At 66.2% G+C, this 25,932-nt stretch carries 26 protein-coding genes; 13 read left to right on the top strand and 13 right to left on the bottom strand.

The features are described from left to right. Window positions 1–2: 2 nt before the first annotated feature. Window positions 3–629: a restriction endonuclease fold toxin 5 domain-containing protein gene (locus IPU70_RS12765; protein ID WP_207467716.1), complete on the top strand. Its 627-nt coding sequence runs from the start codon at window positions 3–5 to the stop codon at window positions 627–629. Window positions 630–640: 11 nt separating this feature from the next. Next, window positions 641–1,351, top strand: coding sequence for an immunity 52 family protein (locus IPU70_RS12760; protein ID WP_207467714.1), 711 nt, complete (start codon window positions 641–643; stop codon window positions 1,349–1,351). Here the strand turns inward: IPU70_RS12760 and IPU70_RS12755 are convergent. Further along, complete coding sequence (locus IPU70_RS12755; RefSeq protein ID WP_242702457.1) at window positions 1,348–2,295, bottom strand: LysR family transcriptional regulator; 948 nt, start codon at window positions 2,293–2,295, stop codon at window positions 1,348–1,350. The two genes, IPU70_RS12760 and IPU70_RS12755, sit on opposite strands and share 4 nt — an antisense overlap. 107 nt (window positions 2,296–2,402) lie before the next feature. On the opposite strand from IPU70_RS12755, the gene IPU70_RS12750 reads away from it, so the two are divergent. Genes IPU70_RS12750 through IPU70_RS12740 form a run of 3 tightly spaced genes read left to right on the top strand, consistent with a single transcriptional unit; the run spans window position 2,403 to window position 5,599 of the window. Further along, a complete protein-coding gene (locus IPU70_RS12750) occupies window positions 2,403–3,560 on the top strand; it encodes an ABC transporter substrate-binding protein (protein ID WP_242702456.1) in 1,158 nt (385 codons plus the stop codon). A 16-nt stretch (window positions 3,561–3,576) separates the two neighbouring features. Continuing rightward, on the top strand, window positions 3,577–4,647 hold the full coding sequence (locus tag IPU70_RS12745) for an aromatic ring-hydroxylating dioxygenase subunit alpha (protein WP_207467710.1): 1,071 nt from the start codon (window positions 3,577–3,579) through the stop codon (window positions 4,645–4,647). 1 nt (window position 4,648) lies between these two features. Then, window positions 4,649–5,599, top strand: a complete 951-nt coding sequence (locus IPU70_RS12740) for a PDR/VanB family oxidoreductase (RefSeq protein WP_207467708.1) — start codon at window positions 4,649–4,651, stop codon at window positions 5,597–5,599. A 3-nt stretch (window positions 5,600–5,602) separates the two neighbouring features. On the opposite strand, the gene IPU70_RS12735 is transcribed toward IPU70_RS12740, so the two are convergent. Next, window positions 5,603–6,262: a GntR family transcriptional regulator gene (locus tag IPU70_RS12735; protein WP_207467706.1), complete on the bottom strand. Its 660-nt coding sequence runs from the start codon at window positions 6,260–6,262 to the stop codon at window positions 5,603–5,605. A 350-nt stretch (window positions 6,263–6,612) separates the two neighbouring features. Between IPU70_RS12735 and IPU70_RS12730 the strand changes: the two genes are divergently transcribed. Beyond that, the gene (locus IPU70_RS12730; RefSeq protein WP_207467704.1) at window positions 6,613–7,515 is read left to right on the top strand and encodes a dihydrodipicolinate synthase family protein; all 903 of its coding nucleotides are present in this window, start codon (window positions 6,613–6,615) and stop codon (window positions 7,513–7,515) included. A gap of 16 nt (window positions 7,516–7,531) precedes the next feature. Then, a complete protein-coding gene (locus IPU70_RS12725) occupies window positions 7,532–8,497 on the top strand; it encodes a tripartite tricarboxylate transporter substrate binding protein (protein ID WP_207467702.1) in 966 nt (321 codons plus the stop codon). A 94-nt stretch (window positions 8,498–8,591) separates the two neighbouring features. On the opposite strand, the gene IPU70_RS12720 is transcribed toward IPU70_RS12725, so the two are convergent. Genes IPU70_RS12720 through araD form a run of 3 tightly spaced genes read right to left on the bottom strand, consistent with a single transcriptional unit; the run spans window position 8,592 to window position 12,138 of the window. Beyond that, window positions 8,592–9,581: a tripartite tricarboxylate transporter substrate binding protein gene (locus IPU70_RS12720; protein ID WP_207467700.1), complete on the bottom strand. Its 990-nt coding sequence runs from the start codon at window positions 9,579–9,581 to the stop codon at window positions 8,592–8,594. 58 nt (window positions 9,582–9,639) lie between these two features. Further along, window positions 9,640–10,350, bottom strand: coding sequence for a ribonuclease activity regulator RraA (locus IPU70_RS12715; RefSeq protein WP_207467698.1), 711 nt, complete (start codon window positions 10,348–10,350; stop codon window positions 9,640–9,642). A gap of 57 nt (window positions 10,351–10,407) precedes the next feature. Beyond that, a complete protein-coding gene (araD, locus tag IPU70_RS12710) occupies window positions 10,408–12,138 on the bottom strand; it encodes an L-arabinonate dehydratase (RefSeq protein ID WP_207467696.1) in 1,731 nt (576 codons plus the stop codon). Window positions 12,139–12,261: 123 nt separating this feature from the next. Between araD and IPU70_RS12705 the strand changes: the two genes are divergently transcribed. Next, on the top strand, window positions 12,262–12,951 hold the full coding sequence (locus tag IPU70_RS12705) for a GntR family transcriptional regulator (RefSeq protein WP_207467695.1): 690 nt from the start codon (window positions 12,262–12,264) through the stop codon (window positions 12,949–12,951). A gap of 119 nt (window positions 12,952–13,070) precedes the next feature. After that, window positions 13,071–13,625: a surface-adhesin E family protein gene (locus IPU70_RS12700; protein ID WP_207467694.1), complete on the top strand. Its 555-nt coding sequence runs from the start codon at window positions 13,071–13,073 to the stop codon at window positions 13,623–13,625. A gap of 54 nt (window positions 13,626–13,679) precedes the next feature. Here IPU70_RS12700 and IPU70_RS12695 read toward each other — a convergent pair whose 3' ends face one another. The 6 genes from IPU70_RS12695 to IPU70_RS12670 form a co-directional block, all read right to left on the bottom strand. Next, the gene (locus IPU70_RS12695; protein ID WP_207467693.1) at window positions 13,680–14,972 is read right to left on the bottom strand and encodes an O-acetylhomoserine aminocarboxypropyltransferase/cysteine synthase family protein; all 1,293 of its coding nucleotides are present in this window, start codon (window positions 14,970–14,972) and stop codon (window positions 13,680–13,682) included. A 118-nt stretch (window positions 14,973–15,090) separates the two neighbouring features. Further along, window positions 15,091–15,807, bottom strand: coding sequence for an SDR family oxidoreductase (locus IPU70_RS12690; protein ID WP_207467692.1), 717 nt, complete (start codon window positions 15,805–15,807; stop codon window positions 15,091–15,093). A 124-nt stretch (window positions 15,808–15,931) separates the two neighbouring features. Then, the gene (locus IPU70_RS12685; RefSeq protein ID WP_207467691.1) at window positions 15,932–16,354 is read right to left on the bottom strand and encodes an SCP2 domain-containing protein; all 423 of its coding nucleotides are present in this window, start codon (window positions 16,352–16,354) and stop codon (window positions 15,932–15,934) included. After that, the gene (locus IPU70_RS12680; protein ID WP_207467839.1) at window positions 16,351–17,244 is read right to left on the bottom strand and encodes a U32 family peptidase; all 894 of its coding nucleotides are present in this window, start codon (window positions 17,242–17,244) and stop codon (window positions 16,351–16,353) included. Before IPU70_RS12680 ends, IPU70_RS12685 begins: the two co-directional genes overlap by 4 nt. Further along, window positions 17,241–18,257 carry a peptidase U32 family protein gene (locus IPU70_RS12675; protein ID WP_207467690.1) on the bottom strand — a complete coding sequence of 339 codons (1,017 nt, stop codon included), beginning with the start codon at window positions 18,255–18,257 and terminating at the stop codon, window positions 17,241–17,243. Before IPU70_RS12675 ends, IPU70_RS12680 begins: the two co-directional genes overlap by 4 nt. 63 nt (window positions 18,258–18,320) lie before the next feature. Further along, window positions 18,321–19,271, bottom strand: coding sequence for a LysR family transcriptional regulator (locus tag IPU70_RS12670; protein WP_207467688.1), 951 nt, complete (start codon window positions 19,269–19,271; stop codon window positions 18,321–18,323). A gap of 182 nt (window positions 19,272–19,453) precedes the next feature. Between IPU70_RS12670 and IPU70_RS12665 the strand changes: the two genes are divergently transcribed. Genes IPU70_RS12665 through IPU70_RS12650 form a run of 4 tightly spaced genes read left to right on the top strand, consistent with a single transcriptional unit; the run spans window position 19,454 to window position 23,228 of the window. After that, window positions 19,454–19,987: a thiamine pyrophosphate-binding protein gene (locus IPU70_RS12665; protein ID WP_207467686.1), complete on the top strand. Its 534-nt coding sequence runs from the start codon at window positions 19,454–19,456 to the stop codon at window positions 19,985–19,987. 13 nt (window positions 19,988–20,000) lie between these two features. Continuing rightward, window positions 20,001–20,600: a thiamine pyrophosphate-dependent enzyme gene (locus tag IPU70_RS12660; RefSeq protein WP_237710008.1), complete on the top strand. Its 600-nt coding sequence runs from the start codon at window positions 20,001–20,003 to the stop codon at window positions 20,598–20,600. Beyond that, on the top strand, window positions 20,597–22,210 hold the full coding sequence (locus tag IPU70_RS12655; protein ID WP_207467684.1) for a GMC family oxidoreductase N-terminal domain-containing protein: 1,614 nt from the start codon (window positions 20,597–20,599) through the stop codon (window positions 22,208–22,210). The genes IPU70_RS12660 and IPU70_RS12655 overlap by 4 nt, the downstream gene beginning before the upstream one ends. 34 nt (window positions 22,211–22,244) lie before the next feature. After that, the gene (locus tag IPU70_RS12650) at window positions 22,245–23,228 is read left to right on the top strand and encodes a tripartite tricarboxylate transporter substrate binding protein (RefSeq protein ID WP_013393603.1); all 984 of its coding nucleotides are present in this window, start codon (window positions 22,245–22,247) and stop codon (window positions 23,226–23,228) included. Window positions 23,229–23,277: 49 nt separating this feature from the next. On the opposite strand, the gene IPU70_RS12645 is transcribed toward IPU70_RS12650, so the two are convergent. Together IPU70_RS12645 and IPU70_RS12640 are read right to left on the bottom strand one after the other, a co-directional pair. Then, window positions 23,278–23,949, bottom strand: coding sequence for a response regulator transcription factor (locus IPU70_RS12645; protein ID WP_013393602.1), 672 nt, complete (start codon window positions 23,947–23,949; stop codon window positions 23,278–23,280). An 11-nt stretch (window positions 23,950–23,960) separates the two neighbouring features. Next, window positions 23,961–25,901 carry a type IV pili methyl-accepting chemotaxis transducer N-terminal domain-containing protein gene (locus tag IPU70_RS12640; protein WP_207467682.1) on the bottom strand — a complete coding sequence of 647 codons (1,941 nt, stop codon included), beginning with the start codon at window positions 25,899–25,901 and terminating at the stop codon, window positions 23,961–23,963. Between the last annotated feature and the right edge of the window lie 31 nt (window positions 25,902–25,932).

Below are 25,932 nucleotides of genomic sequence, written 5' to 3'. Positions count from 1 at the left end.
AAATGCCTGGACCTCTCGCAATACCAATCGCAGGATGGGTGGCGGAAGCCATAGCAGCCGCGTTCGCTCGGGCGGCAGCAAGCGCCGCGGCAGGTGCAGTGCTGGGAGGCGTGGCCACTTTGCCAGGCGATACGCCTCGGGAAGACAGCGAAGCCAAACCAACCGACCGCGCCTTGCCCAGGACCGAAGAACCTTGCAAAAAATGCCCGCCGGACCTGGGGATGAAAGTCAGGCGCAGGCATGGGGAAAATTGGAACGCCTATGCATATCAAGCCCGGATTACCGGGTTCGACTACGACACCGAGTATTGTTTGTGGAGCGATGAATGGAACTGGAAGGGAGTCGCTCTAGGCAAGAAGTTTGATATCGACTTCGACGGCTTCGTGTCGGCGGAATGCCTGTTGCAAGAGACGAAGGGCGATTACGATCAGTTCATACTGGAAGACGGAAAATCGAAAAAGTGGTTCGCTGGTTTCGTTGTCATGGAAGACATCATTAGGCGACAGGCGCGCGCCGTTCGCACAAACCCGCCGACCAAACTCATGTGGTATTTCCAAACCCCAAGAACCAAGACCATGATGACAACCACGCTTGCAATGAACGGCGTGACATCCGTGTACCTTCCCTGAGATCCCGTCAAATGGAAATAAACGCTCAATTTAGAGACGAGTCGCTCATGTCGGACGATTTCGCTGAAATCCTCCACCGCCTGTACACAGTCACGTCAGCCATGAAATCCAAGGCAACGGATTCGGGCACATGGTATGCGCAAGGCAATAGCCTCGAGGAGGCCTATCTCTACCCCGCGTTTGAGGATGGAGGCCCTTCGCCTGCACTTCTCGCAATGCTCAAGCACAAGTATCGGAACGACTCCAGCCTGACGCACGTCGCGCTTTGGGACGGCTACGAGAACGAACGCAAGGGAGCTTCAATCGCGTGCCACGTCAGTGACAAGTTCTTGCCGGACTCACTGAGTATCACTTTGTATGATGACGCTCTGTCGGGTATTGCCTCATACGTCGAGGACATACTCAGATGTATCGTCGAATTGTTCCGCCCCTACTACGTATCAGTTTGTCCAAGCATGTACGCTGAAAAAAAAGTTTTCGACGACAAACCCGGCGTCGGCTGGATGCTATACCTTCCGCAAGTGATCACCGCCGAGCAAGTCCCGGAAGCCCAGGCTCTGATTCCCGTTCCTGCTGCCGGAAAGAAGCAGACCGGCACCATCATCGTCAGCGTCGCGAACGAAGTGTTTTCGCTGGACAACGCCAGCCACGTCGAATTGGCGAACCGCATCGAAATGCGTCTGGTGGACCAGGATCTGCTGCCGCGCTACGCGGACCTCTAGTCAACCCGCCGCCGCTTCGGCCTCGCCCCGTCCCACGGATACCCATCGAACGTATCCTTCACCAGCTCCCGCAGCCAGATGATCGCCGGGTCCTGGTGAAAGCGCGGATGCCAATGCTGCCTCAGCGCGAAGGACGGCAGCGGCAATGGCGGCTCCAGCACCTTGACCACCCCATAGCCGCCGAACACATTGCCCAGCTCCTGCGGCACCGTGGCGATCAGGTCCGGGTGCTGGTCCAGCAACAGCGGCACCACCAGGAAGTGCGGCGTGGACAGGAAGATGTTGCGCTTGACGCCCTGCTCCTCCAGCGCGCTGTCATAGGCTTCGGACGAACGCCCCGCCAACGTCACCACGATCTGCGGCATGCGCTGGAACTGTTCCAGCGTCAGCTCGTCGCCCACCTCCTTGTTCTTCACGCTGACCAGCGTCACGAAGCGATGCATGAACAGCTGCTGCTGAAACAGGCCCTGCGGCGCCGCGCGCAGCGATCCCAGCACCAGGTCCACCTCGCCCGAGGCCAGCAGCGGCTCGACCTGCTGCAGCGGCACCTGGCGCGTGCGCAGGGTGCAGTGTGGCGCCAGTTCGCGCAGGCGCTTGATCAGCGGCGGCAGGAACACCAGCTCGCCCATGTCCGTCATGCACAGGGTGAAGACGCGCATGGCCGAGGCCGGATCGAACTGCGCCTGCGACAGCACCTGTCCGCGTATGGTCGCCATCAGCGCCAGGATGGTCGGCGCCAGGCTCTCTGATTTCGGCGTGGGCTGCATGCCCTGGCCGGTTTTCACGAACAGCGGATCGTCGAAGAACGCGCGCAAGCGATTCACGGCATGGCTCATGGCGCTTTGCGACAGACCCAGCTGTTCGCCGGCGCGGGTCACGCTGCGTTCGCGCATCAGGCTGTCGAAGACCGCGAGCAGGTTGAGGTCCAGTTTCTCGTTATGCATAACGTGCATTTCCAGAATCAGGTTCATGATATTGACGCATATTCCGCCGCTATCTATCGTCTTGTCAAACGCCGCGCAGACCGGCGTTTCCACAAGGAGACAAGATCTTGAAGCCCCTTCTACACCCCGTGCGCGCGGTGCTGGTTTCGTGCGCCCTGCTGTCCTGTAGCGCCGCCTCGGCCGATGTCGGCGTAGGCGTCATCCTGTCGCTCACCGGCCCGGCCGCGTCGCTGGGCGGCCCCGCCAAAAATGCAATAGACCTGCTGCCACGCGAAGTCGCGGGCGAGGCGGTGCGCTACATCGTGCTGGACGACGCGTCCGACGCCACAGGTGCGGCCCGCGCCTTCCGGCGGCTGGTCGACGAGCACAACGTGGACGTGGTGCTGGGCACCTCGGTCACCCCCGCCACCCTGACCCTGCTGCCCATCGCGCAGGAGAAGAAGGTGCCCTTGATGAGCCTGGCGGCCGGGGCCAAGCTGGTCGACCCCATGGACGCGCAACGCCACTGGGTATTCAAGGTGGTGCAAAACGAGAACCTGATGGTGGCCAGCACCATTGCGCACATGCAGGCCGCCGGCGTGAAGTCGCTGGGCTACATCGGCTTCGCCGACGCCTACGGCGACAGCTGGCTGGCCGAAGTCTCCGCACAGGCTGCGCGCGCCGGCATCAAGCTGGTCGCCACCGAACGCTACGTGAAGACCGACACCAGCGTCACGGCGCAGACCCTGAAGCTGCTGGCCGCGAAGCCCGACGCGGTCATCGTGGCGGCCTCCGGCACGCCCGGGGCGCTGCCGCAGAAATCGCTGCGCGAACGCGGCTATGCCGGCCGCATCTACCAGACCTACGGCATCGCCAACCGCGAGTTCCTGCGCATCGCCGGCAAGGACGCCGAAGGCGCGCTATTCGCGGTGGGGCCGGTCGTGGTCGCCAGCCAGCTGGACACAGCCAATCCCATACGCGCGGTCGCCATGGACCTGACGCAGCGCTATGAAGCGGCCCACGGCAAGGACTCCATGTCGGTGTTCGCGGCCAACGCCTGGGACGCCGGCATCGTGTTGCAACAGGCATTGAAGACCACTCTACCCAATGCCAAGCCGGGCACACCGGAGTTCAGGGCGGGCTTGCGCGATGCGCTGGAAGCCACCCGCGACGCCGTCACCTCGCAGGGCGTGTCCACCATGTCGCCCACCGATCACGTGGGCTATGACGAACGCGCCGCTGTCATGGTGCAGATCAAGGGCGGCGCCTGGCGCTACGTCAAGTAAACACAGGAGCAAACCCATGTTCATCAAAAACACCTGGTACGTCGCGGCGTGGGACCAGGAAGTCGGCGCGGACGGCCTGTTCTCGCGCACCATCATCGGCGTGCCCGTGCTCATGTACCGCGACGCTGCGGGCCGGCTGGTGGCGCTGGAAGACCGCTGCTGCCACCGCGGCGCGCCCTTGTCGGTGGGCCGGCGCGAAGGCGATTGCGTGCGCTGCATGTACCACGGCCTGAAGTTCGACCCGACCGGCGCCTGTGTCGAGGCGCCGGCGCAGGCGCGCATTCCGCCGCAGGCCAGGGTACGCACCTTCCCGGTGGTGGAGCGGCACCGCTGGATCTGGATCTGGATGGGCGACCCGGAACGCGCCGACCCGGCCCTCATCCCCGACACCCAATGGCTGGATCATCCCGACTGGCGCAGCCTGGACGGCTACATCCATTACGACGTCAACTATCTGCTGATCGCCGACAACCTGCTCGATTTCTCGCATCTGCCCTTCGTGCATCCGACCACCCTGGGCGGCAGCGAAGACTATGCCGCGGTATCGCCCAAGGTCGACCGGCTGCCCGATGGCGTGCGCATCACGCGCTGGACGCTCAATACCGAAGCGCCACCCTTCGCAAGGAAGGTCCGTGAATGGCCGGGCCTGGTGGACCGCTGGAACATCTACAACTTCACGCTGCCCGGCATCCTGCTGATGGACTCGGGCATGGCTCCGGCCGGCAACGGCGCGCAGGAAGGCAATCGCGCAGGCGCCATCGAATTCCGCGGCTGCCAGGCGCTGACGCCCGAAACCGCCACCTCGACGCACTACTTCTTCGCGCACCCGCACAACTTCTCCATCGACCAGCCCGAGGTCACCGCATCCATCCACCAGAGCGTGGTGGAAGCCTTCGACGAAGACCGCGACATCATCACCGCGCAGCAGCGCTCCTTATCCCTGGCGCCCGACTTCAAGATGGTGCCGCTGTCCATCGACGCCGCGCTGTCCCAGTTCCGCTGGGTGGTGGCGCGCCGCGTCGAGGAAGAGCAGCAGCAGGCCGCGGCTGGCGGGTCCGGCGTGCGCGCGGCGCAGGCGGTGGCCTGAGATGCGGCGCTTGATCGTCAGCCGCATCGTGCGCGAAGCGAGCGGCGTGCTTGGCCTGCACCTGCGCAGCCCCGACGGCGCCATGCTGCCAGCCTTCGAAGCCGGCGCGCATGTGGATGTGGCGCTGGGCAATGGCCTGCTCAGGCAGTACTCCCTATGCGGCGATCCGGCAGAGCGGGACGTCTACCGGCTGGGCGTCGGCCTGGCGCCCGACTCGCGCGGCGGTTCGCGCTACGTCCATGATCAGCTGCGCGCAGGCGACCTGGTGGATATCGGCGAGCCCAGACAATTGTTCGGACTGCACGCGCAGGCCGCCAGCCATGTCTTCATCGCGGGCGGCATAGGCATCACGCCCATCCTCAGCATGATCCATGCGTGCGTAAGGCGCGGCGAGCCCTGGCGGCTGCTGTACTGCGTGCGCGACCGCGACGCGGCCGCCTACCTGTCCGAATTTGTCGTGCACGGCGAGCGCGTGGCGCTGCACGTCGACCGCGAACAAGGCGGCGCGCGCTGCGACCTGGACGCCTACCTGGGCGGGCAACGGGAACCGGGCCAGCATATCTATTGCTGCGGACCCGGGCCGCTGATGGACGCCGTGGCCGCCGCCTGCGAACGCGCCGGCATCGCCGCGGCCCGCGTGCATTTCGAACGCTTCAGCGCCGCCACCGCCGCCGCGCCCGAGCCCGGCGCGGCCTTCACGGTACGACTGGCGCGCAGCGGCGGCTGTCATGAAGTGCCCGCGGACAAGTCGGTGCTGGATGTACTGGAAGCGGCCGGCGTCGCCTGGCCATACTCCTGCCGCGAAGGCCTGTGTCGCAGTTGCGAAGCCGGCGTGCTGTCCGGCGCGGTGGATCACCGCGACTACGTGCTCAGCGACGAAGAACGCGCCGCCAACCGCAGCATGATGGTCTGCGTGTCGCGCGGCTGCGGCACGCTGGAACTGGACGTTTAAGCGTCAGGCCGGTTCCTGCAATGCCGACGCATCCAGCAGATGGTCGACGATGGCGAGTATCTGCTCGGCGGCCTCGGCGATGTGCCGCTCCAGCGCGGCCTCGGCCTCTTCCGCCCGGCCCTGGCGGGCGAGCGCGATCAGTTCGCTGTGTTCATCATGGGCCTGTTGGCGGATCGGCGCGTTGACGATCTGGAAGCGGAAGTAGCGTTCGGATTTTTCGTGCAGCGCGCGCACCATGGCCAGCGCGGCGGGCCGTTGCGCCGAGCGGTACAGCAATTCATGCAGCTGCCAGTTCAGGCGGCCCCATTGCTCGGGCTCGGCGGCGTCCATCTGCGCCACCACCTGGCTGGCCAGGTCCAGATCCTGGACCTCGCGCTGCTGCACGGCCAGGCGGAACAGCCACGGCTCCAGCCGCAGGCGGATATCGAAGAACTCCTGCACCTCGGCCCGCGACAGCATGGACACATAGGCGCCGCGGTGCGGGATCATGTCGATCAGCCCTTCGGCGCTGAGCTGGCGGATGGCCTCGCGCACCGGCAGGCGGCTCACGCCCAGTTCCTCGGCGAACAATTCCTGGCGCAGCGCGGAGCCGGGAGGAATCGCGCCCGACAGGATGCGGTCGCGCAGTTCGTCGACCACCAGTTCGACGGCGGTCTTGCGCACGAGGCGGCCGGGTGTAGCAGCCTGGGGACGGGACTGCGGAGGAGCGGAAAGCGGCGAATTCTGGGACACGTATAACCTGCCTGGTTGAGCCGCCGGGCGGGTGCCGCACGGCGTCGGGTTGCCGGAAACGGCCCCGTCCATGCCCAGGAAAACCCCGAGAGACAGCCGGTGCCCGCAGCCCGTTTAATGTGAGTATATTGGATCCATGATCCAGTTCAAGCCGCCACTCCCGGAGCGACGGTCCGAGGCCCCAGCCTCGTTTTTTTAAGTCCCATATTTTTGGATCCAATATCCAATAACCAACATCCAACCGGAACAAGCCGGATGGACCACGCATCAGGAGCCGCAGCATGAGCATTCAATGGCAAGGCGTATTCCCCGCCGTCACCACCAAGCTGAAACCCGATTTTTCGCTGGACCTGGAGGCTATCCGCCAGGGACTGGAACGCCTGATCGAGAACGGCGTGGGCGGCGTGGTGATGATGGGCATGGTCGGCGAAAACGCCCAACTCTCGGCCGAAGAGAAACTGCAGGTGCTGCGCACCGCCGTGGAGACCGTGCGCGGCCGGGTGCCGGTGGTCTCGGGCGTGGCGGAAACCGGCACGGCGCGCGCCGCCGCCTTCGCCCAGGAAGCCGCGCGCATCGGCGTGAACGGCCTGATGGTGTTCCCCGGCCTGACCTACAAGTCCGACGCGCGCGAGACCGTGGCCTTCTACCGCACGGTGGCGCGGGCCAGCGCCCTGCCCATCCTGCTCTACAACAACCCGCGCGGCTACGGCGTGGACCTGACTCCGGACCTGGTGGCCGAACTGCTGGAAGAGCCGACCATCGTCGCCATCAAGGAGGAATCCTACGACACCACCCGCGTGACCGACCTGATCACGCGCTTTGGCGACCGGCTGGCCGTGGTCTGCGGCGTGGACGACCTGATTCTGGAAAGCGCCGCGCTGGGCGTGACCGCCTGGGTGTCGGGCATGGCCAATGCAGTGCCCAAGGCGTCCGTCGACCTGCTGAAGCTGGCCGTCGAGGGCGATTTCGCGAGGGCCCGCAAGCTCTATGCCGCGCTGACGCCGCTGTTCCACCTGGACACCGTCGTCAAGCTGGTGCAGCACATCAAACTGGCCGAACACCTCATCACCGGCAGCGCCGAAACCGTCAAGCCGCCGCGCCTGGATCTGGCCGGGGCCGAACGCGAACGCACCATCGCCATCACCAAGCAGACGCTCGCGGACCTTTCCGCCCTGGGCTACTGATACCGGAGCCGCCACCATGCGCCCCTACCGCCTGTCCGCGCTGGCCCTCAGCGCCCTGTCCGCAGTTTCCGTCCTGTCCGCCGCGCATGCCGCGGACTACCCCGCCCGCTCGATGGAACTGGTGGTCGCCTACCAGCCAGGCGGCGGCAGCGACAACACCGCGCGCGCCATCGCCGAGGCGGTGCGCCCGCCGCTGCTGGCGCAGCCCACGGTGGTGATCAACAAGCCCGGCGCCAGCGGCTCCATCGGCTGGGCCTACGTCGCCAACGCGCAGCCCGACGGCTACCGGCTGGTGCTGATGACGCCTGAAATGCTGGTGGTGCCCTTGATGGGCATAGGCAAGACCACGGTCGGCGACTTCCAGCCCATCGCGCGCTTCACCGACGATCCCTCGTCGGTCACGGTACGCGCCGATGCGCCCTGGAAGACGGTGGAGGAATTCCTGGCGGACGCGAAGAAGAATCCCGAGCGCGTTGCCGTGTCCAACGCCGGCATAGGCACCGTGCCGCACATGGCGGCGGCGGCGCTGGGCGAGCAGGCCGGCGTGAAGTTCGTGCACGTGCCCTACCAGGGCTCGGCCCCGGCCATCATGGGCTTGCTGGCGGGCGACGTGCAGGCCACCACGGTCGCCTACGCCGAACTGCAGCAGCACGTCGAGACCGGCAAGCTGCGCACCCTGGCCGTCATGGCGCCCAAGCGGCTGGACAACCTGCCCGCCGTGCCCACCATGAAGGAAAAAGGCGCGGACCTGCAATTCAGCGTCTGGCGCGGCATCGGCCTGCCCAAGGCCACGCCCGCGGACGCGGTGGAGAAATGGCGGGCCGCGGCGCGCCAGGTGGCGCAATCGCAGGACTTCCAGGCGCTGATGCGCAAGCAGAACCTGACGCCCTCCTACGCCGACCTGCCGCAGTTCACGGCTGACGTGGCGCGCCAGGAGGAAGCGTTCAAGGCCCTGGTGCCGAAGTTGAATCTGAAGCCCTGAGCTTGAATCCCAGGGATTGAAGCCCTGGGTTTGGCGCTGTAACAAGGCAGCGGGCGCGGCGCCGAGACCACGCGCCCGCAAGCGCGCTGATAGCCTACTCGACCGTCGCGCCCGACTTCTTCACCACTTCCGCCCAGCGCGGGATTTCCGTCGCCATCAGGTCGCGCAGCTGGTCCGGCGTGCTGCCGACCAGTTCCATCCCCATGGTCTTGCCCAGCTTCTCCTGCACGTCCGGCTCTTTCAGGATCACCGCGATTTCCTGCGCCAGCTTGTCGAGGATGGGCTTGGGCGTGCCCTTGGGCGCGTACACGGCCTGCCAGGACGCCATCTGGAAACCCGGCACCCCGGCCTCCTGCATGGTGGGCACCTCGGGCGCCAGCGCGATGCGGTCCTTGGTCGTCACGGCCAGCAGCTTGAGCTTGCCGGTCTGCAACAGGGGCAAGGCCGCCGTCATCTGGTCGAACATGAAAGTCACCGCGCCGGAAGACACGTCGACCATGGCGGGTGGCGTACCCTTGTAAGGCACATGCGTGAGCGGCACCCCTATCATGCTGGAGAACAATTCACCGGCCAGGTGCGTGGAGGTGCCAGCGCCCGAGGACGCGAAGGTGCGCTTGCTCGGGTCGCGCTTCAACAGCGCGATCAGGTCGGCGACCGAGTTCACGCCCAGGTTGGGATCCACCAGCAGCACGTTGGGTAAGTAGGCGATCAGCGAGACCGGTTCGAAATCCTTGACCGGGTCGTACTTCAGGTTCTTGTACAGGCTGGCGTTGATGGCATGCGTACTGATGGTGCCGCCGAACAGGGTATAGCCGTCGGGCGGGGCCTTGGCCACATAGGTAGCGCCGATGCCGCCCGCCGCGCCCGGCTTGTTTTCGACGATGACGTTCTGATGCAGGCGGTCGCCCAGCTTCTGCGCCAGCACCCGGCCCACCACGTCGGTCGAGCCGCCCACGGTGAACGGCACTACATAGGAAATCGGCTTCTGCGCGGGCCAGTCGGCGGCCTGGACGGGCGCCGCCAGCGCGCCCAGCGTGGCGGCGGCCAGCAGCGCGGCCAGCGCGCCGCGTCGTTGCGTATTCATGGTTGTCTCCTGCCTCTTGTTTGGCTTATGGGGTTGCCGGCTGCGCCGGCGGCAAGGCTCAGCGGCCCTGTTGCTTGCGCCACGCGGCGAACTTGTCCTTGGTGCCCGGATCCGTAGGCGGATACAGCCCGAGGATGGATGCGCCCTGCTGCACCTCACTGGTCACGAAGTCCTCGAAGGCCGTCATCTCCACGGCCTCGATGGCGATCTCGTCGGCCAGGCTGGCGGGTATCACCACCACACCCTCGCGGTCGCCCACGACGATATCGCCCGGCCACACCGCCACATCGCCGCAGCCGATGGGCGCGTTGATGTCCAAGGCTTGGTGCAGGGTCAGGTTGGTGGGAGCCGAAGGCCGCTGGTGATAGGCGGCAAAGCCCATTTCGGCAATCTCGGGCGAATCGCGAAAGCCGCCGTCCGTCACCACGCCGGCCACGCCGCGCTTCATCAGCCGCGTGACCAGGATGGAGCCCGCGGAAGCGGCGCGCGCGTCCTTGCGGCTGTCCATCACCAGCACCGCGCCTTGCGGGCAGGTCTCGACCGCAACGCGCTGCGGGTGCGCGCGGTCCTCGAACACCTTGATGGTGTTCAGGTCCTCGCGGGCGGGGATGTAGCGCAGGGTGAAAGCCGGGCCGACCATATTGGGCAGCGTGGCGTTCAGCGGACGCACGTCCTGGATGAACTGGTTGCGCAAACCGCGCTTGAACAAGGCCGTGCACAGGGTGGCGGTACTGACGCCAGCCAGGCGGGCGCGGGTTTCGGGATTCATTGGGGACACGATGGCTCCGGGGGGCTGAAGACTGTGGGGATGAGGCGCGCGCGGCGCCTAGAAGATCTCGGGCTCGGGCACGGGCGCGCCGAAGCCGGTTTCCAGGAAATCGAAATCGCAGCCGTCGTTCGCCTGCAGAATGTGTTTCGAGTACATCCAGCCATAGCCTCGCTCGTAGCGCTTGGGCGGCGGCGTCCAGGCGGCGCGGCGCGCGGCCAGTTCCTCGTCGCTGACGTTCAGGTGGATGCTGCGCGCGGGCACGTCCACGGTGATCAGGTCGCCTGTCTGCACCAGGGCCAGCGGGCCGCCGATGTAACTTTCCGGCGCCACGTGCAGGATGCAGGCGCCGTAGCTGGTGCCGCTCATGCGGGCGTCCGACAGGCGCAGCATGTCGCGCACGCCCTGCTTCACCAGCTTGGTCGGAATGGGCAGCATGCCCCATTCCGGCATCCCGGGGCCGCCCTGCGGACCAGCGTTGCGCAGGATCATGATGTGGTCGGCGGTGACGTCCAGGTCCTCGTCGTCCACTGCCGCCTTCATGCTGGGGTAGTCGTCGAACACCAGGGCCGGGCCGGTATGGCGCAAGTACTGCGGCGCGCAGGCGCTGGGCTTGATGACGCAGCCGTCCGGCGCGATATTGCCGCGCAGCACGGCCAGCGCGCCTTCGTCGTAGATGGCGCGGTCCAGCGGGCGGATCACGTCGTCGTTGTAGACCTCGGCGCCGGCGATGTTCTCGCCCAGCGTCTTGCCCGTGACCGTCATGGCGGACCTGTCCAGATGGTCGTGCAAGCGCGACATCAGCGCCGGCAGCCCGCCCGCGTAGAAAAAGTCTTCCATCAGATAGGTGTCGCCGCTGGGCCGGATGTTGGCGATGACCGGCACCTTGCGGCTGGCGGCGTCGAAGTCGTCCAGGCCCACGGCGCAGCCGGCGCGCCGCGACATGGCGACCAGGTGCACGATGGCGTTGGTGGAGCAGCCCATGGCCATGGCCACGTTGATGGCGTTCTTGAAGGACGCCAGGCTCAGGATGCGTTGCGGCGTCAGGTCTTCCCAGACCATCTCCACCGCGCGCCGGCCGCACTCGGCCGACATGCGCATGTGGTTGACGTCCGCCGCCGGGATCGAGGACGCGCCCGGCAGCGTCATGCCTATGGCTTCGGCGATGGCGGTCATGGTGCTGGCCGTGCCCATGGTCATGCAGGTGCCGTAGCTGCGGGCGATGCCGCCTTCGACCTCGGTCCATTGCTCCTGCGTGATCTTGCCGGCGCGGCGCTCGTCCCAGAGTTTCCAGGCATCGGAGCCCGAACCCAGGATCTTGCCCTTCCAGTTGCCGCGCAGCATGGGGCCGGCCGGCACGTAGACACAGGGCAGCCCGGCGCTGACCGCGCCCATGATGAGGCCCGGCGTGGTCTTGTCGCAGCCGCCCATGAGCACGGCGCCGTCCACCGGATGGCTGCGCAGCAGTTCCTCGGTTTCCATCGCCAGGAAGTTGCGATAGAGCATGGTGGTCGGCTTGACGAAGGATTCCGACACTGAAATCGCCGGCAGTTCCACCGGAAAGCCGCCCGCCTGGAATACGCCGCGCTTCACGTCCTCGACGCGCTGCTTGAAATGGCTGTGGCAGGGATTCAGGTCCGACCAGGTATTGATGATGGCAATGATGGGGCGGCCCGCCCAGTCGTCGGGGCCGTACCCCATCTGCATCATGCGGGAGCGATGGCCGAAGGAGCGCAGGTCGTCCTTGGCCATCCAGGCGGCGCTGCGCAGGTTTTCGTAAGAGCGTTTCATAGGGGCGTGGCGGTGTTTACGTATTGCGATCGGGCCATTTAAACACTAATACATTAGTGCGTCAGCTAGGTAAAAACCCGCTAAACTCCGTTACTCTTCAGGCCCCACTTCGCACGCGCCCCGATGCAAAGCACCAAGCTCAGACTGGACCGCTCGCGCCACGCCGCGCCGCAGGTCTTCGAACATCTACGTGAACAGATCGTGTCGCTGGAACTCGCGCCCGGGGCGCCGCTCTCGCGCATCACCCTGGCGGAAACCTACGGCCTGAGCCAGACCCCGATCCGCGACGCGCTGATGCGCCTGGCCGAGGAGGCGTTGGTCGAAATCTACCCGCAGCACACCACGGTAGTCAGCCGCATCGACGTCGCCGCCGCCCGCGAGGCGCATTTCCTGCGCCGCTCGCTGGAGCTGGAAATCGTGCAGATGCTGGCGCAGCGCCCCGATCCCCTGCTCTTGCAGCGCCTGCAGGCCAGCATCGACCTGCAGCGCGCCAGCCATGCCAGCGCCCAGTACCAGCGCTTCATCGACGCCGACCAGGCCTTCCACCGCGACATGCACGAAGCTGCGGGCGTGATCCGGCTGTGGGAACTGGCGCAGCGCTACAGCGGCCACCTGGATCGGCTGCGCCGCCTGCACCTGCCCGAAGCCGGCAAGGCCGAGCGCATCCTGGACGATCACCAGCGCCTGCTGGACGCCATCGCCGCGCAGGATCCGCAGCGCGCCCAACAGGTGCTGCGTGAACACCTTTCGGGCACCCTCAGCCAGGTGGCCGAGATCTGCAAGCGCTATCCGGACTATGTGCTGACGGCTTAGGAGCCGTCACCCCTAAGGCGTTTGTGCGCCACGCGCCTCCGCCCTGCCCGGTATGATCGGGTACACGCCATGGCCACAAGCCGGGCGCCGGCGCGCCGCGCCACCACCGGAAAACACCAATGACCGCAAGGCACGCAACCCTGATCGCCCTGGCCGTAACCGCCTGGGTCCACCCCGCCCAGGCCGCCCCGCCCGGCGCCTGCGAAACCGTCACGGTCCGCGAAGGCGACCCGGTGCCCGCCGACGCCTGCGCCGTGAACATCGTGCCGCGCGATCCCGGCCCCGGCGGCATGCTGTCCGCCGAACCCGACTGGCTGCCGGTAGACCCGCAAGCCATGCCGGGCGTGTTCTACGACAGCGCATCGATCAAAGTGGTATCGGAGCGTCCGGCCGTCATGGCCGTGAACGTGGCCTGGTTCTACGCCCAGCCCAAGATCTCCGCGGCCAATGGGCAACCCTACCGCTCCGTGACCCAGCCGGTCACCATGAACTGCACCGCCGGCACCTATACGGTCAGCCAGGTCGTGCACCATGCGGGCGAGAACGCCACTGGCCACATTGTGGAGTCGCTGCCCCCGCCCACCATCCGCAATGCGCCGATCGCGCAAGACCCGGTGCAGCGCAAGCTGCGCGAGATGGTTTGCCCGGCCAATGGCAAAGGCGCGCGCAAGTAAGGCGCCGCCGGCGCGGGCGGTCCCGCGGCCGGCTTCAGCACATGGCCAGGCCGGTCACACTTGCGCCAGGGCCTGATCCAGATCGGCCAGCAGATCGTCGATGTGCTCGATGCCGATGGACAGGCGCACGGTCTCCTCGCGCACGCCGGCTTTCTGCAACTCTTCGGGATTGAGTTGGCGGTGCGTGGTGGACGCAGGGTGCGTGGCCAGCGACTTGGAGTCGCCGATGTTGACCAGGCGGGTGAACAGCTGCAGCGCGTCCTGGAAGCGCGCGCCAGCCTCGCGGCCGCCCTTCACGCCGAAGGTGAACAGGCCGGGCGCCTTGCCGCCCAGGTACTTCTGCGCCAAGGCGTGGTCGGGATGGTCCGGCAGGCCGGCATAGTTGACCCATTCCACCTTCGGATGCTCGCGCAGGTAGTTGGCGATCTTGACGGTGTTCTCGACGATGCGGTCCACGCGCAGCGCCAGGGTCTCGATGCCTTGCAGGATCTGGAACGAGTTGAAGGGCGAAATCGCCGCGCCGGTATTGCGCAGCGGTACCACGCGGGCGCGGCCGATGTAGGCAGCCGCGCCGAAGGCTTCGGTGTAGACCACGCCGTGATAGCTGACGTCCGGCGTGTTCAGGCGCTTGAAGCGCTCCTTGTGCTCGCCCCAGGGGAACTTGCCGGAGTCGATAATGGCGCCGCCCAGGCTGGTGCCGTGGCCGCCCAGGTACTTGGTCAGCGACTGCACCACGATGTCGGCGCCGTGCTCGATGGGACGCAGCAGGTAAGGCGACGGCACGGTGTTGTCGACGATCAGCGGCAGGCCGTGGCGGTGCGCCAGTTCGGCCAGTGCGGCGATATCGGTGATGTTGCCCAGCGGGTTGCCGACGGATTCCGCGAAGATGGCCTTGGTGCGGTCGTCGATCTGGGCCTCGAAGGCGGCCAGATCGGACGGATTGGCGAAACGCGTGGTGATGCCGTACTGCGGCAGCGTGTGCGCGAACAGGTTGTAGGTGCCGCCGTACAGCGTGCTGGACGAGACGATGTTGTCGCCCGCTTCGGCGATGGTCAGGATGGCGTAGGTCACCGCAGCCTGGCCCGAGGCCAGCGCCAGCGCGGCGATGCCGCCTTCCAGCGCCGCCACGCGCTGCTCCAGCACGTCGGTGGTCGGGTTCATGATGCGGGTGTAGATATTGCCCGGCACCTTGAGGTCGAACAGATCGGCGCCATGCTGCGTGTCGTCGAACGCATAGGCCACGGTCTGGTAGATGGGCACGGCCACGGCGCGCGTGGTCGGATCGGGGCGATAGCCGCCATGCACGGCAATGGTCTCTAGCCGCCACGGCTTATTCGATTGGGTCACGCGTGTCTCCTTTATTGATGCTGATAGCGGTGTATGCAGTCCAGGCCGATTGTAGTTATGCGGGCGGGATATGGATACCGCTCGGGGCTCATAACCATATCACCGCGCGTAGCGGCGCTCAGAACCGCTCGTCCATCAGCGCCGGCATCACGATCTCCCGCACGAACGACGCATCGGACAGATTCAGCAGCGCGCGCGTCATCGCCACCACATCGTGCACCGGTATCAAGCCGCCCTCTCCCCGCACGCTGGCCGCGTCGCGCGGCACGTCCAGGCCGTCTTCCGTGTTCAGGTAGCCCAATTGCAGGCAGGTCACCGCCAGCCGGCGCGACCTGAAGCTTTCGCGCAAGGCATCGGCGATACCGCGCAGCGCGTGCTTGGACGCGCCGAACGTGACCTCGGGACGGCCGCTGCCGGTCAGCGCGGAGGTCGAGCCGGTCAGGACGAGCTGTGGCCTGCGCGCGCCCAGGACACGCGGTATCAGGCGTTGCAGCAACAGGATGGTCGCGGTGACGTTGATGTCGACCATGCGCGCGATCTCTGCCGGCGTATCAGCCAGAAAGTCGTAGTCCTGGCTGAACGCATGCTCTTCCCACACGCCCAGGTTGTAGAGGATGGCATCGAGCTCATCCGGCGCCTGCGCGGCGATCTGTTCGACGGCGGCCTCGGGCTGCGACAGGTCCGCTTCGATCCAGCGCAGTTCGCAGCCCGGTGGGACGACGATGTCCAGCGGCGCGCGGCGCGCCACGCCCACGATCAGCGAGGCATCCTGGCCCAGCCCCTCCACGAATGCCCTGCCCAGTCCCTTGCTGGCGCCCACAACCATGACCCGCATTGCTACCTCCGTCCGATCACACCCGGGAAAGCGGCGACGCTCCCCGCGGCAAAGACGCCCGGTATAGCACGATCCGTGGTGGATTCCCGCAATGCCCGCAGGCGCTGGCGGACATTGCGCGCCGCTAGCGCGCCGCGCCTTGCAGCCACGCCGGCCGCGGCGCGGCGTCCAGCCAGTTCTTGACGATCAGCCCCAACTCGGTATCGCCCGAGATCCGCAACCTGCGCTGGAAGAACAAGGTATCGGCGTCCGTCTCGGAACGCATCAAGGCCAGCAGATCGGCCAGCCTGGCGCCCAGTTCCAGTTCAGCGGCCGCGCCGTTCCATACCGGGCGAAAGGCGCCCTGGCGCACCCCGAAGCTGCTGCGCAGGCCCAGGTCCTCGACCGTGATGGCGAAGCTGCGACCTTCCAGTTCGGCGGGCGGCGTCAGCCACTTCAGCCGCCGCGCCAGTTCCAGCCCCGCGGTGAAGTGCAGCGATACGAACGGCGCGGGCAGGCGCCGGCCCAGCCTGGCGAACACGCCGGGCACCTGGATCGCGGCGCTCATGCGGCAGCCTCCAAGAGATCGATGCCGGGCTTGCCGTGGAAATAGCCGTTGCAGCGGGCCATGCCCGCAGGCGGTTGCGCCTCTGTCGGCACCAGGCCGCGCCGCGTCGCATCGAGGGCGGCGATCGCTTCCAGCGTGCCGGCCGATTGCGGGCTCACCCGCAGCACCTGCACCCCCATGGCAGCAAGCTCTGGCGCCTGCGATAGCAGATCAAGACAGGCGCCCGACTGCACCTGGATGCCGTTGATCGCCAGGAAGTCGCGCGATTCCCGCGTGCGCATGTCCAGCCCGTCCGGATGTTCGATGCAGCGAAAGCCACAATCGTCCTTCTTCAGCCGGAAATGCCGCGCCGTGAAACAGCGCGCAGAGAATGCCAGCGCCATGCGGCCCCACACCATGACTTCCGCCTCCAGGCCGGCCGGCTTTTCGGCCATGAGGCGGGCCAGCGTCTTGCTATCCATTTCCAGCGGCGCGACGAAGCGTGCCGCTCCGCGCCCGGCCAGCCATTCCAGGGTGCCGCCGTGATAGGCATTGATATGGGGACCGGCCACGAAGAAGCGGCCGTTCAGGTGCCGCACCGCGCCCAGTTCGCCAGCCTCGACCATGAAGTCGTCCTGCCCGCAAAGCTTCTTCAGCGCGCTGGCTTCCGCGCCGGTCTCGATCAGGGTGCGGCCCGACAGCACCACCGTCTTGCCCGCGTCGCGCAGGTCGCGCGCCAGCTCCAGCCAGTCCTCGGCGCGCAGTTCGTGCCTGCGGCTGCAGACGGTTTCGCCCACGTAGATGATGTCGGCGGGACTGTCGGCCAAGGCCGCGTAGAAATCCAGCGTGTGCTGGCGCGGCCAGTAGTACTGCAGCGGTGCAACCGATATCTGGTATGCGCTAGGTTTCATTTCCATGGACGTTCGAATGCGCCTTGCGTGACTTGGGAACCCTCTGAATGGCGCGCCAGCATGGCGTTCCATTCGGGACGGGGTGAAAAGCGGGAGGCGTCCGCGTGCGCGCCATCCAAGGCCGCGCGCAGCGTCGACACCACCTGGGTGACATAGGCCGGGCTGCGTTGCCGCCCTTCGATCTTGACGGCCGAAACGCCCATCTCCGCCAGGCGAGGCAAGAGGCCGATGGCGTTCAAGCTGGTGGGCTCCTCCAGCGCGTGGTCGGCCTGGCCGTCCACGTCGAAACGGCCCTTGCACAGGGTGGGATAGGCCGCCGGTTCGCCCGGCTCGTAGCGATCGATCAGGATGCCGTTCAGGCGCGCGTCCATGCGGCCGTTCTCTTCCGACCAGCGCACCGCATGCGCGGGCGAACAGACGCCCTTGTTGTTGGGCGAATCGCCGGTGGCGTACGACGACAGCAGGCAGCGGCCCTCGGCCATGACGCACAGGCTGCCGAAACCGAACACCTCGACCTCGACGCTGACGTTGGCGCAGATGCGCGCGATCTCGGCCAGGGTCAACACGCGCGGCAGCACCACGCGGCGGATGCCGAACTGTTCCTTCATCAGCTCGATGGCGTCGGCGTGGGTGGCGGACCCCTGCACCGACAAGTGCAGGCGCAGGTCGGGATAGCGGTCGCTGGCGTAGGCCAGCAACCCGGCGTCGGCCATGATGACGGCATCGGCGCCCAGCCCGTGGGCCGCGTCCACGGCGGCGCGCCACTCCGGCGCCCTGCCCGCCTGCACAAAGGTGTTGATGGCGAACAGCACTTGCCGCCCGCGGCTGTGGGCCAGCTCCACGCCTGCGCGGATGTCGCTTTCGGTGAAGTTGAGCCCGGCGAAGTTGCGGGCGTTGGTGGCGTTCTTGAGCCCGAGGTAGACGGTGTCGGCGCCGGCGTCGATGGCGGCCTTCAGCGCGGCCAGGCTGCCGGCGGGGGCCACGAGCTCCATGGGAGAGGTTCGAGTTTCCATGCCGGCCAGTCTATGGGGCCGCCACGCCCCTGGCCTTGTCGCAGATCAAACGGCGACATCACCCTAGCCGCCATTGATCGCGGCGGACGAGTCCTTCAGCAACTTGATGAAGCGATCGAGCAGCATGGGCCTCAAGCTCGGCGCCCGCCGCGCCAGCAAGACCAGTGGAGGCAATTTCGGCTCGGAAACCATGGACAGGACTTTCAGGCCTCCCAGCCTCGCTTCTTCCTTGGCGTGCGCCATGCGCAACAATCCCAATTCGACGGTGTTCTGAGTGATCAGCGAGCGGGTAGTCAAGGGCGACAGGGCTTCCACGCGGTGCTCGGGCGGACTCATGCCAAGCTCCAGATAGACCCGCATGAAAGCCCGCCGCAACACCGACTCCGGCGGAGGGAGTATCCAGCGTTCGCCACTGAGATCGCCCCATTTGATGCGCCGACGCTTGCACCAGGGGCTTTTCGGCGACGCGACCACCGCCATCGAATCCTCAACCAGCCGCTCCAGACGCAGCTCATCGATGCGCGGATTCCGCAGCTCTTCGTCGGTGATGGGACCTACCACGCAATCCAGCTCTCCTCCGAGCAAGGCCGCAATCAGAAGATTGATCTGCCCTTCCCGGATCGACACTTGCACCGCCGGGGCCTGCTTGAGCAGCTGGGCCACGGCGAGCGTCGCATTGAGGTTGCCGCTTAGAGCGCCGACACGCAGCAGCCCCTGCTGCCCTTGGCGCTCAAGCTCAACTTCCTTCTCGATCGTCGCCAGTTCGCGCATCAGTATCGCCGCGCGCGCGATCAGCGCGGCTCCCGACCGGTTCGCCGCAATGCCTCGCGCGCTCCTTTCAAACAGCTGGCCGCCGAACATCTCTTCCACTTCGCGGAGCATGCGCGTGGTCGCCGGCTGCGACAGGTTCATCTGCTTGGCGGCCGCGTGAACCGTAGAGACTTCTCCGAGGATCTGCAACAACTCCAGATGGCGTGCGCGCAGACGGCGGACAAGTGAAGTGGGCATGTTCATGGCAATACCTAAAACGTATCGATTGATAAAAACAAATGACTAATACCGGATCAATCGCAAGCCTACACTTCTTCGCATAGCTCGGGAATAGCGAGTTCAGCGCTACAGCTGGATGCCGAACTCGCACCCTGCCGAAGCAATGGCGGCGGACCGACATCAAACGAACAATCAGGAGACCAGCCATGCCTTCCTCAATTCCGCCTGCAGTCAAGGGCAGCGCCATCGCGCGTGCCCTGTCGGACTGTGGCATCGATTCCGCGACCGTCGTGCCCGACTTCGTGCAGATCGCCACCCATCAATACCTGGATGCCGACCGCGGCCGCATCGACGTCACCTACTGCGCCAATGAGAATCAGGCATTGCACGTCGCCTCCGGCTTGTACATCGGCGGCCGCCAGCCGGTGATCATGATGCAAAACCAGGGGCTCTATAACTGCGTCAATTCATTGAGGGCCTGCGGACTGGACGCGCGGATCCCTCTGCTCCTGATGATTGGCCAGTTCGGACGGGAGTTCAGCAACTTCGGCCAGGAGATGCGGGCGTCCCGCCGCCACATGGTGAGTTTGCTGGAGCCGGTACTGGACGCGCTGACCATCGCCCATTGGAACATCGAGACCGAGGCGGACCTGGGCGTGGTCGAAACAGCGTGGAACCACGCAAAACGCTCGCATACACCCGCTGCCGTCATTGTCGGCCGCCACACCGAATGGGATTGAAACGCATATGCCTATGACTACATTGGAAGCCTGCCGCGCCATCCACGCGGCCCGCGGCGACGCCGTCGTGGTAAGCACCATGAGCGCCATGAAGGCCATGGACGAGGTCGCTCCGGGCGCGCCTCTCGCCTTGTCGTCCGTCCCGCTGATGGGCGGAGCGGCGGGGCTGGCGCTAGGCATCGCGCTGGCGCAGCCGGCGCGCGCCGTCCTTGTCCTGGACGGCGACGCCAGCCTGCTCATGGAACTGGGAGTCCTGGCCACCGTGGCGGGCGCCGCGCCGCGTCGCTATATCCACTTCGTATTTGCCAATGGCGTGCAATTCAACGGCAACGCCAATCTCGGCATGCCCGGTGGCGGCAGGGTCGACTTCGCCGCCGCGGCGATGGCCGCGGGCTATGCCGCCGCATTCCACATCGGCGACGCGCGGGAGTTGGCGACCTCGTTGCCTGACATCATGGCCGCCGCTTCGCCTGTCTTGGTGGAACTGGCTATCACGCCCTGCCCCCCCGTCCTGGGGAAAGACAATCCCTTTCCGGAACAACCGGACAAGCGCTTCCAGCGCATGGGCGACGAAGCCGCGCGACTGCGCGAGCAATTGGGAGCAGACTCGTGAATCGGCCCGAGAACTATGAGTACATCGTCGTGGGCGCAGGCTCGGCCGGTTGCGCGCTGGCTGCCAGGCTGGCCGCGAGCGGCCGCTCGGTACTGCTGCTGGAAGCGGGCGAGGATGACCGGTGGATCTGGATACGCATACCCGCGGGCGTTGCATACATACTTCGCGGCGAACGCGGGCTGCGCCGGTTCCACACCGAAGCCGAAAGGCATATGAACAACCGCAGCATCTTCTGGCCGCGTGGCAAAGTCGTGGGAGGATCGTCTTCGGTCAATGGCATGATCTGGGTGCATGGCGACCCGGCCGAATTCGACCGCTGGCGCGACGAATTCGGCGCGACCGGCTGGGGCTACGATGACCTGAAACCGATTTTTCGTGAGATCGAAGGCTATGCGGGCGGCGATCCCGCCGTGCGCGGGCGCAGCGGGCCGGTTTCAGTGACTGAGTTCCGGTCGCGCCATCCGCTGATGGACGCCTTCGTCGATTCCTGCGTTTCCGCTGGCATCCCGCGCAATCCCGATTACAACGGCGCCGACTACGAGGGCGTGGGCTATATCCAGCACAACATCCGCAAAGGGTGGCGCTGGAGCAGCCGCGAAGCGTTCATCCGTCCCTTGGCGCAAAACGCGAACCTGCGCCTGCAAACGGGCGCGCTGGTGTCCAGGATCCTGTTTGACGGAACCACGGCCACGGGCGTCGAATACCGTCATGGGGGCCAGCTCGTCAGGGCCAACGCCAGCCGCGAGGTCATCCTCTGCGCCGGCGCGATCCAGTCGCCCCAGATCCTGGAACTGTCCGGCATCGGCCAGCGCGGCTTGCTGGAAAAGTTTGGCATCCCGGTCCTGCACGATGCACCAGCGGTTGGCGAAAATCTGCAGGACCATCTCCACACGCGGGTGACCTACGAATGCCGCAACGCCGTTACCCTGAACCAGATCATGCGCAATCCGCTGCGCAAAGCCTGGATGGCGGCCGATTTCGCGCTGCGCGGACGCGGCCTGATGAGCTGCGCCAGCGCAGTCGCGCATGCGCTGGCCAAGTCCGACCCGGCGCTGGCGCAACCGGACGTCAAACTGCAGCTGCATTGGCTATCCAGCCCGGATGCGCGCGACCCCAAGAAGCTCGTGCTGGACGACTTTCCCGGCTTCTCCATCGGAACCTTCCCCTTGCGGCCGACGTCACGCGGCTCGGTGCACATCCGATCGCGCGAACCGGGCGAAGCGCCGACTATCCATGCCAACTATCTCTCCAGCGCGGAGGACCAGCGCGTCACCGTGGCGGCAATCGAATTCGCGCGCAAAGTGGCGGCGCAGCCCGCGCTCGCCCCTTTCGTCGTCAGGGAAACCCGCCCCGGCCCCCTGCGGTTGAAAGGATCCGATCTGCTGGACTATGCAAGAACCATAGGTCAGACCTCATACCATCCCGTGGGCACCTGCAGGATGGGGTCGGATGCGCAAGCCGTGGTGGACGCCAGCCTTCGGGTCAAGGGTGTTTCCTCGCTGCGGGTGGCGGACGCGTCAATCATGCCGACGATGTGTTCGGCCAACACCAATGCGCCCTCGATGATGATCGGGGAAAAAGCCGCACGCCTGATCCAGTCAGGCAGCTGATTCAGGCCAGACCTGAGCAACAGGAGGAGAGAAAATGTCGACGGCAACGTTCACCCGCATTCTGGCCCCGGCCATCTTGAGCGCAACTCTGCTTGGACCCGGGCCTGCCCAAGCCGAATCCGAATACCCGGCGCGCCCGATCACGCTGGTCGTGCCCTTGCCCGCAGGCAGCGATACCGACACCATCGCCCGCCTGATGGCGGACGGGCTGGGACGCAGCCTGAAACAGCCGGTCGTAGTCGAGAATCGCGTCGGCGCTGGCGGCCAGATCGCGATGAAGTACGTGGCTACCGCCAAACCGGACGGCTATACCCTGGCCGCCCCGTTTCAAGCGGCGCTGACCTTGGTTCCGCATATCCGCAAGACGCCGCCCTACGATCCTCGGACGGATTTCACGCCGATCGGCCGTTTCGGCAGCCTGGGCATCGCCGTCGTGGTCCCGGAAGACTCGCCCTTCAAGTCCTTTGACCAGCTTATCGCCAAAGCCCGCGCCGAGCCGGGAAAACTGACGTTCGCCTCGTTCGGCGTCGGTAGCGGCGGCCATCTGGCAGGGGAAATGCTGAACGCCGCAGCCGGCCTCAGCATCGTCCACGTGCCCTACAAGGGCACCTCCGAAGCCCGCGTCGGCTTGCTGCGCAAGGAAGTCGACATGGCGATTCTGGGCGACGGACTGGCGGCGCTGCTGGTCCACGACGGCAAAGCCAGGGTGCTAGCCGTTCCCCAGGCGGCGAGATCCCCGTTGTTCCCGGATGCGCCCACGTTCCGGGAGGCAGGCATCCCTCTGGCAACTCAGGGCTGGGTAGGTCTGGCAGGACCGGCTGGTCTGCCCGCCGAGGTCGTCAAAAAGCTTGAGGCGGCATTGCAGGAGGCTGCGAGCACTCCTGGCCTGAAAGAACGCCTGAGCCAAATCGGCCTGCAACTGGCGCCGACTGACGCCGCCGGATTCTCCAGGATCATTCAGGACGACTACGTGCTTTGGGGCAAGGCGGTTGATATCGCCGGCATAGAAAAGAACTAGGCCGCCAGACCCCGGCCCGGCCTCCTGACTTTACCCGGTGACAGCCGCCCTACTCTTCGGTGTACAGCCCGTGCTCCACGGCGTACACCGCGACTTGCACGCGGCTGGTCAGGTTCAGTTTCTTCAGCACGTTCTGCACGTGGATCTTGACCGTGCTTTCGCTCACGTCGAGTTCGCGCGCAATGACCTTGTTGCTGGCGCCACGCGCCAGCCATTGCACGATCTGGGTCTCGCGCGCGGTCAGGCGATGGCGCTCGGCGCTGCCTGCCGCCTGCGGCGCCTGCGCCGCCAGGCTGGCTTGGCCCCGGAACTGCTCCACCAGCTTGGCGGTCATGCTCTCGGCAATGACCGGCTCGCCGCCCGCTGCGCGGCGGATCGCGGCCGTCAACGCGTCGGCGTCGATGTTCTTGACCAGGTAGCCGCGCGCGCCGTCGCGCAGCGCCTGGCCCAGTTCGTCCGCCTCTTCCGACACCGTCAGGATGATGACCGCACAGGCAGGCAGCTCCTGGGTCAGCAGCTGCAGGGTTTCCAGTCCGGACAGGCCCGGCAGGTTGAGGTCCAGCAGGACCACGTCGGGCTTGAGTTCCTTGGCGCGCTTCAGGCCTTCGACGCCATCGCCGGCCTCGGCCACGACCTCGAAATCGGGCTGGCGTTGCAGCAGCAGGCGCACGCCCGAGCGGAACAGGGTGTGGTCGTCGACGAGGAGGATACGGATGGGCATGGTCGGAATGTTCAGGCGGCCTGGCGTTCGCTGCCGGGCAGGGTCAGCGCGACGCGCGTGCCGGCGCCGGGTTGCGATTCAAGTTTTATCACGGCGCGCATGCGTGCAGCGCGCTCGCGCATGATGTGCAGGCCCACGTGCGATTCGCCGCGCTCCGCGACCTCGGCGGGATCGTAGCCCTGGCCGTCGTCGGCGATGACCAGGCTGAAGTCGCGGTCATTGGCGACATCGATGCGCACATGGCTGGCTTCGGAATGCTTGCGCACATTGGACAGCGCCTCTTGCAGGATGAACAGCACCTGCAGCTGCTCGTCGGGCGGCAGCGGCGCGCCTTCGCCCCGGCCGAACCTCAATTCGGTCTCGATCCCGGTCTGACGCCGGAAACGCGCCACGGTGTCTTCGATGCCGGCCTGCAGGTCGCCCTGCGACAGCTTGGTGCGGAAGTTGGTCAGCAGCTCGCGCACATCCTGGTAGCTTTCATCCACACCGGTGCGCAGCAACGGCAGGATCTCGTCGATCTCGGCCTGGTCGCCGCGCTTGACGGCGGCGTCCAGCATCTGCAATTGCAGGTTCAGGAAGTTCAGGCCCTGGGCCAGACTGTCGTGCAGCCCCTGCGCCACCAACCCGCGCTCGCGCACCACCGCCAGCTGCCGCGCCTGGGCGCTCAGGCGGCGGTTGTCCAGGGCCACGCCCAGATGCTGGCCCAACGTTTCCAGCAGCTGCGATTCGGCTGGGGACAGGCGGCGTTGCTGGCGGAAATGCAGAGAGTACGACCCCAGCACCTCGTCGCGCGTGACAATGCGGAACACGGCCACGCTGGCAAAGCCGTCGCGCTGGCAGTTCAACTCCATCGCCGGCGGCGACTCGCGGAAGTCCTGGATGACGATGACCCCGGCCTGCCGCGTGGCGACGCCGCAATAGCAGTCGTTCACCCGCATGCAGTGCTCGGATTCGACCAGTTCATCGGACAGCCCCACCGACACCATCAGGTTGAGCTTCTCGTTGTTGGGATCCAGCGCCCGGATGCTGCCGCCCTCGGCATCGAACTGCAGCATCACGCGCCGCAGGAAGCCGTCGCACAGCGCTTCGATCTCGTTGGGCTGGTTCAGGAAGGCGGCCATGTCGTAGAGCGCGCCGATGTCGCGGTTCTGCGCGGCCAGCTGGGCGGTCTTCTCTTCGACGCGCCGCTCCAGGCCGGTGTACAGATCCTGCAATTCATCGGCCATGCGGTTGTAGCCGCGCGCCAGCACGCCGAATTCGTCCTTGCTTTCCACCGGCAGCCGCGTGCTGAACTCCCTGGCGGCCATGCGCTGCAGGCCGTCGCGCAGGCGCAGCACCGGCGAGATGATCCAGAGATACAACAGGTAGATCATTGCCAGCGTGCCGGCGCTGGCGATCGCCGCCAGCACGCCTTGCGACAGGCGCAGCGAGGTCGTCTTGCCGGCATTGTCCTGTTCGATCATGCGCACCAGCGTATCCGCCCGGGACACGAATTCCGGCAAGGTTTCCAGATAGGTCGTGGACTCCGGCTGCTCCAGGGCGCGCCTGGCCGCGGGCTTCATGATGTCGTACCAGTAGGCGGCCACGTCATGCCATTGCTTGCGGATCGCCTCGTCGTTCGGAATGAACAACGGGCGGGCAGGATTGCCGCGCGCCAGTCGGGCGATGGTGTCGTCCATCAGCTGGACCTGTTCATTGGTGCGGAATTCGCGCCCCGCCTGCGGACGCATCAGTTCCACCGCCACACGATTAGCCCGCATGCGCAGGCTGCCCGTGTCGTTGATGGCCGCGCCCGCGCCTTCCAGCTGCCAGGACAGCCACAGCGTCCAGCTGACCATGGACAGCACCACCACCAGCGCCACCAGGGAACTGATGACGATGCGCGTGGACAGGCGATGCCGGGGCGAAGGCAGGCCGTCGGGTCCGGCGGCGGCGGTATCGGTAGGCTTCATGGCTTTCAACGCGGGCTTGCTTGAGGAATGC

It is taken from the genome of Achromobacter sp. SD115, assembly GCF_017355315.1.
GTDB classification, from domain to species: Bacteria; Pseudomonadota; Gammaproteobacteria; order Burkholderiales; family Burkholderiaceae_B; genus Achromobacter; species Achromobacter xylosoxidans_B.
Note: the sequence above shows the minus strand (reverse complement) of the source record. Positions and strands in the feature narration are given on the sequence as shown.

Excerpts from the sequence above, each read along its gene's own strand:
- IPU70_RS12765 (WP_207467716.1), top strand. The coding sequence starts at position 3 with ATGCCTGGACCTCTCGCAATACCAATCGCAGGATGGGTGGCGGAAGCC.
- IPU70_RS12760 (WP_207467714.1), top strand. The coding sequence starts at position 641 with ATGGAAATAAACGCTCAATTTAGAGACGAGTCGCTCATGTCGGACGAT.
- IPU70_RS12755 (WP_242702457.1), bottom strand. The coding sequence starts at position 2,295 with ATGCATAACGAGAAACTGGACCTCAACCTGCTCGCGGTCTTCGACAGC.
- IPU70_RS12745 (WP_207467710.1), top strand. The coding sequence starts at position 3,577 with ATGTTCATCAAAAACACCTGGTACGTCGCGGCGTGGGACCAGGAAGTC.
- IPU70_RS12740 (WP_207467708.1), top strand. The coding sequence starts at position 4,649 with ATGCGGCGCTTGATCGTCAGCCGCATCGTGCGCGAAGCGAGCGGCGTG.
- IPU70_RS12730 (WP_207467704.1), top strand. The coding sequence starts at position 6,613 with ATGAGCATTCAATGGCAAGGCGTATTCCCCGCCGTCACCACCAAGCTG.
- IPU70_RS12725 (WP_207467702.1), top strand. The coding sequence starts at position 7,532 with ATGCGCCCCTACCGCCTGTCCGCGCTGGCCCTCAGCGCCCTGTCCGCA.
- IPU70_RS12720 (WP_207467700.1), bottom strand. The coding sequence starts at position 9,581 with ATGAATACGCAACGACGCGGCGCGCTGGCCGCGCTGCTGGCCGCCGCC.
- IPU70_RS12715 (WP_207467698.1), bottom strand. The coding sequence starts at position 10,350 with ATGAATCCCGAAACCCGCGCCCGCCTGGCTGGCGTCAGTACCGCCACC.
- araD (WP_207467696.1), bottom strand. The coding sequence starts at position 12,138 with ATGAAACGCTCTTACGAAAACCTGCGCAGCGCCGCCTGGATGGCCAAG.
- IPU70_RS12705 (WP_207467695.1), top strand. The coding sequence starts at position 12,262 with ATGCAAAGCACCAAGCTCAGACTGGACCGCTCGCGCCACGCCGCGCCG.
- IPU70_RS12700 (WP_207467694.1), top strand. The coding sequence starts at position 13,071 with ATGACCGCAAGGCACGCAACCCTGATCGCCCTGGCCGTAACCGCCTGG.
- IPU70_RS12690 (WP_207467692.1), bottom strand. The coding sequence starts at position 15,807 with ATGCGGGTCATGGTTGTGGGCGCCAGCAAGGGACTGGGCAGGGCATTC.
- IPU70_RS12685 (WP_207467691.1), bottom strand. The coding sequence starts at position 16,354 with ATGAGCGCCGCGATCCAGGTGCCCGGCGTGTTCGCCAGGCTGGGCCGG.
- IPU70_RS12680 (WP_207467839.1), bottom strand. The coding sequence starts at position 17,244 with ATGAAACCTAGCGCATACCAGATATCGGTTGCACCGCTGCAGTACTAC.
- IPU70_RS12675 (WP_207467690.1), bottom strand. The coding sequence starts at position 18,257 with ATGGAAACTCGAACCTCTCCCATGGAGCTCGTGGCCCCCGCCGGCAGC.
- IPU70_RS12670 (WP_207467688.1), bottom strand. The coding sequence starts at position 19,271 with ATGAACATGCCCACTTCACTTGTCCGCCGTCTGCGCGCACGCCATCTG.
- IPU70_RS12665 (WP_207467686.1), top strand. The coding sequence starts at position 19,454 with ATGCCTTCCTCAATTCCGCCTGCAGTCAAGGGCAGCGCCATCGCGCGT.
- IPU70_RS12660 (WP_237710008.1), top strand. The coding sequence starts at position 20,001 with ATGACTACATTGGAAGCCTGCCGCGCCATCCACGCGGCCCGCGGCGAC.
- IPU70_RS12650 (WP_013393603.1), top strand. The coding sequence starts at position 22,245 with ATGTCGACGGCAACGTTCACCCGCATTCTGGCCCCGGCCATCTTGAGC.
- IPU70_RS12645 (WP_013393602.1), bottom strand. The coding sequence starts at position 23,949 with ATGCCCATCCGTATCCTCCTCGTCGACGACCACACCCTGTTCCGCTCG.
- IPU70_RS12640 (WP_207467682.1), bottom strand. The coding sequence starts at position 25,901 with ATGAAGCCTACCGATACCGCCGCCGCCGGACCCGACGGCCTGCCTTCG.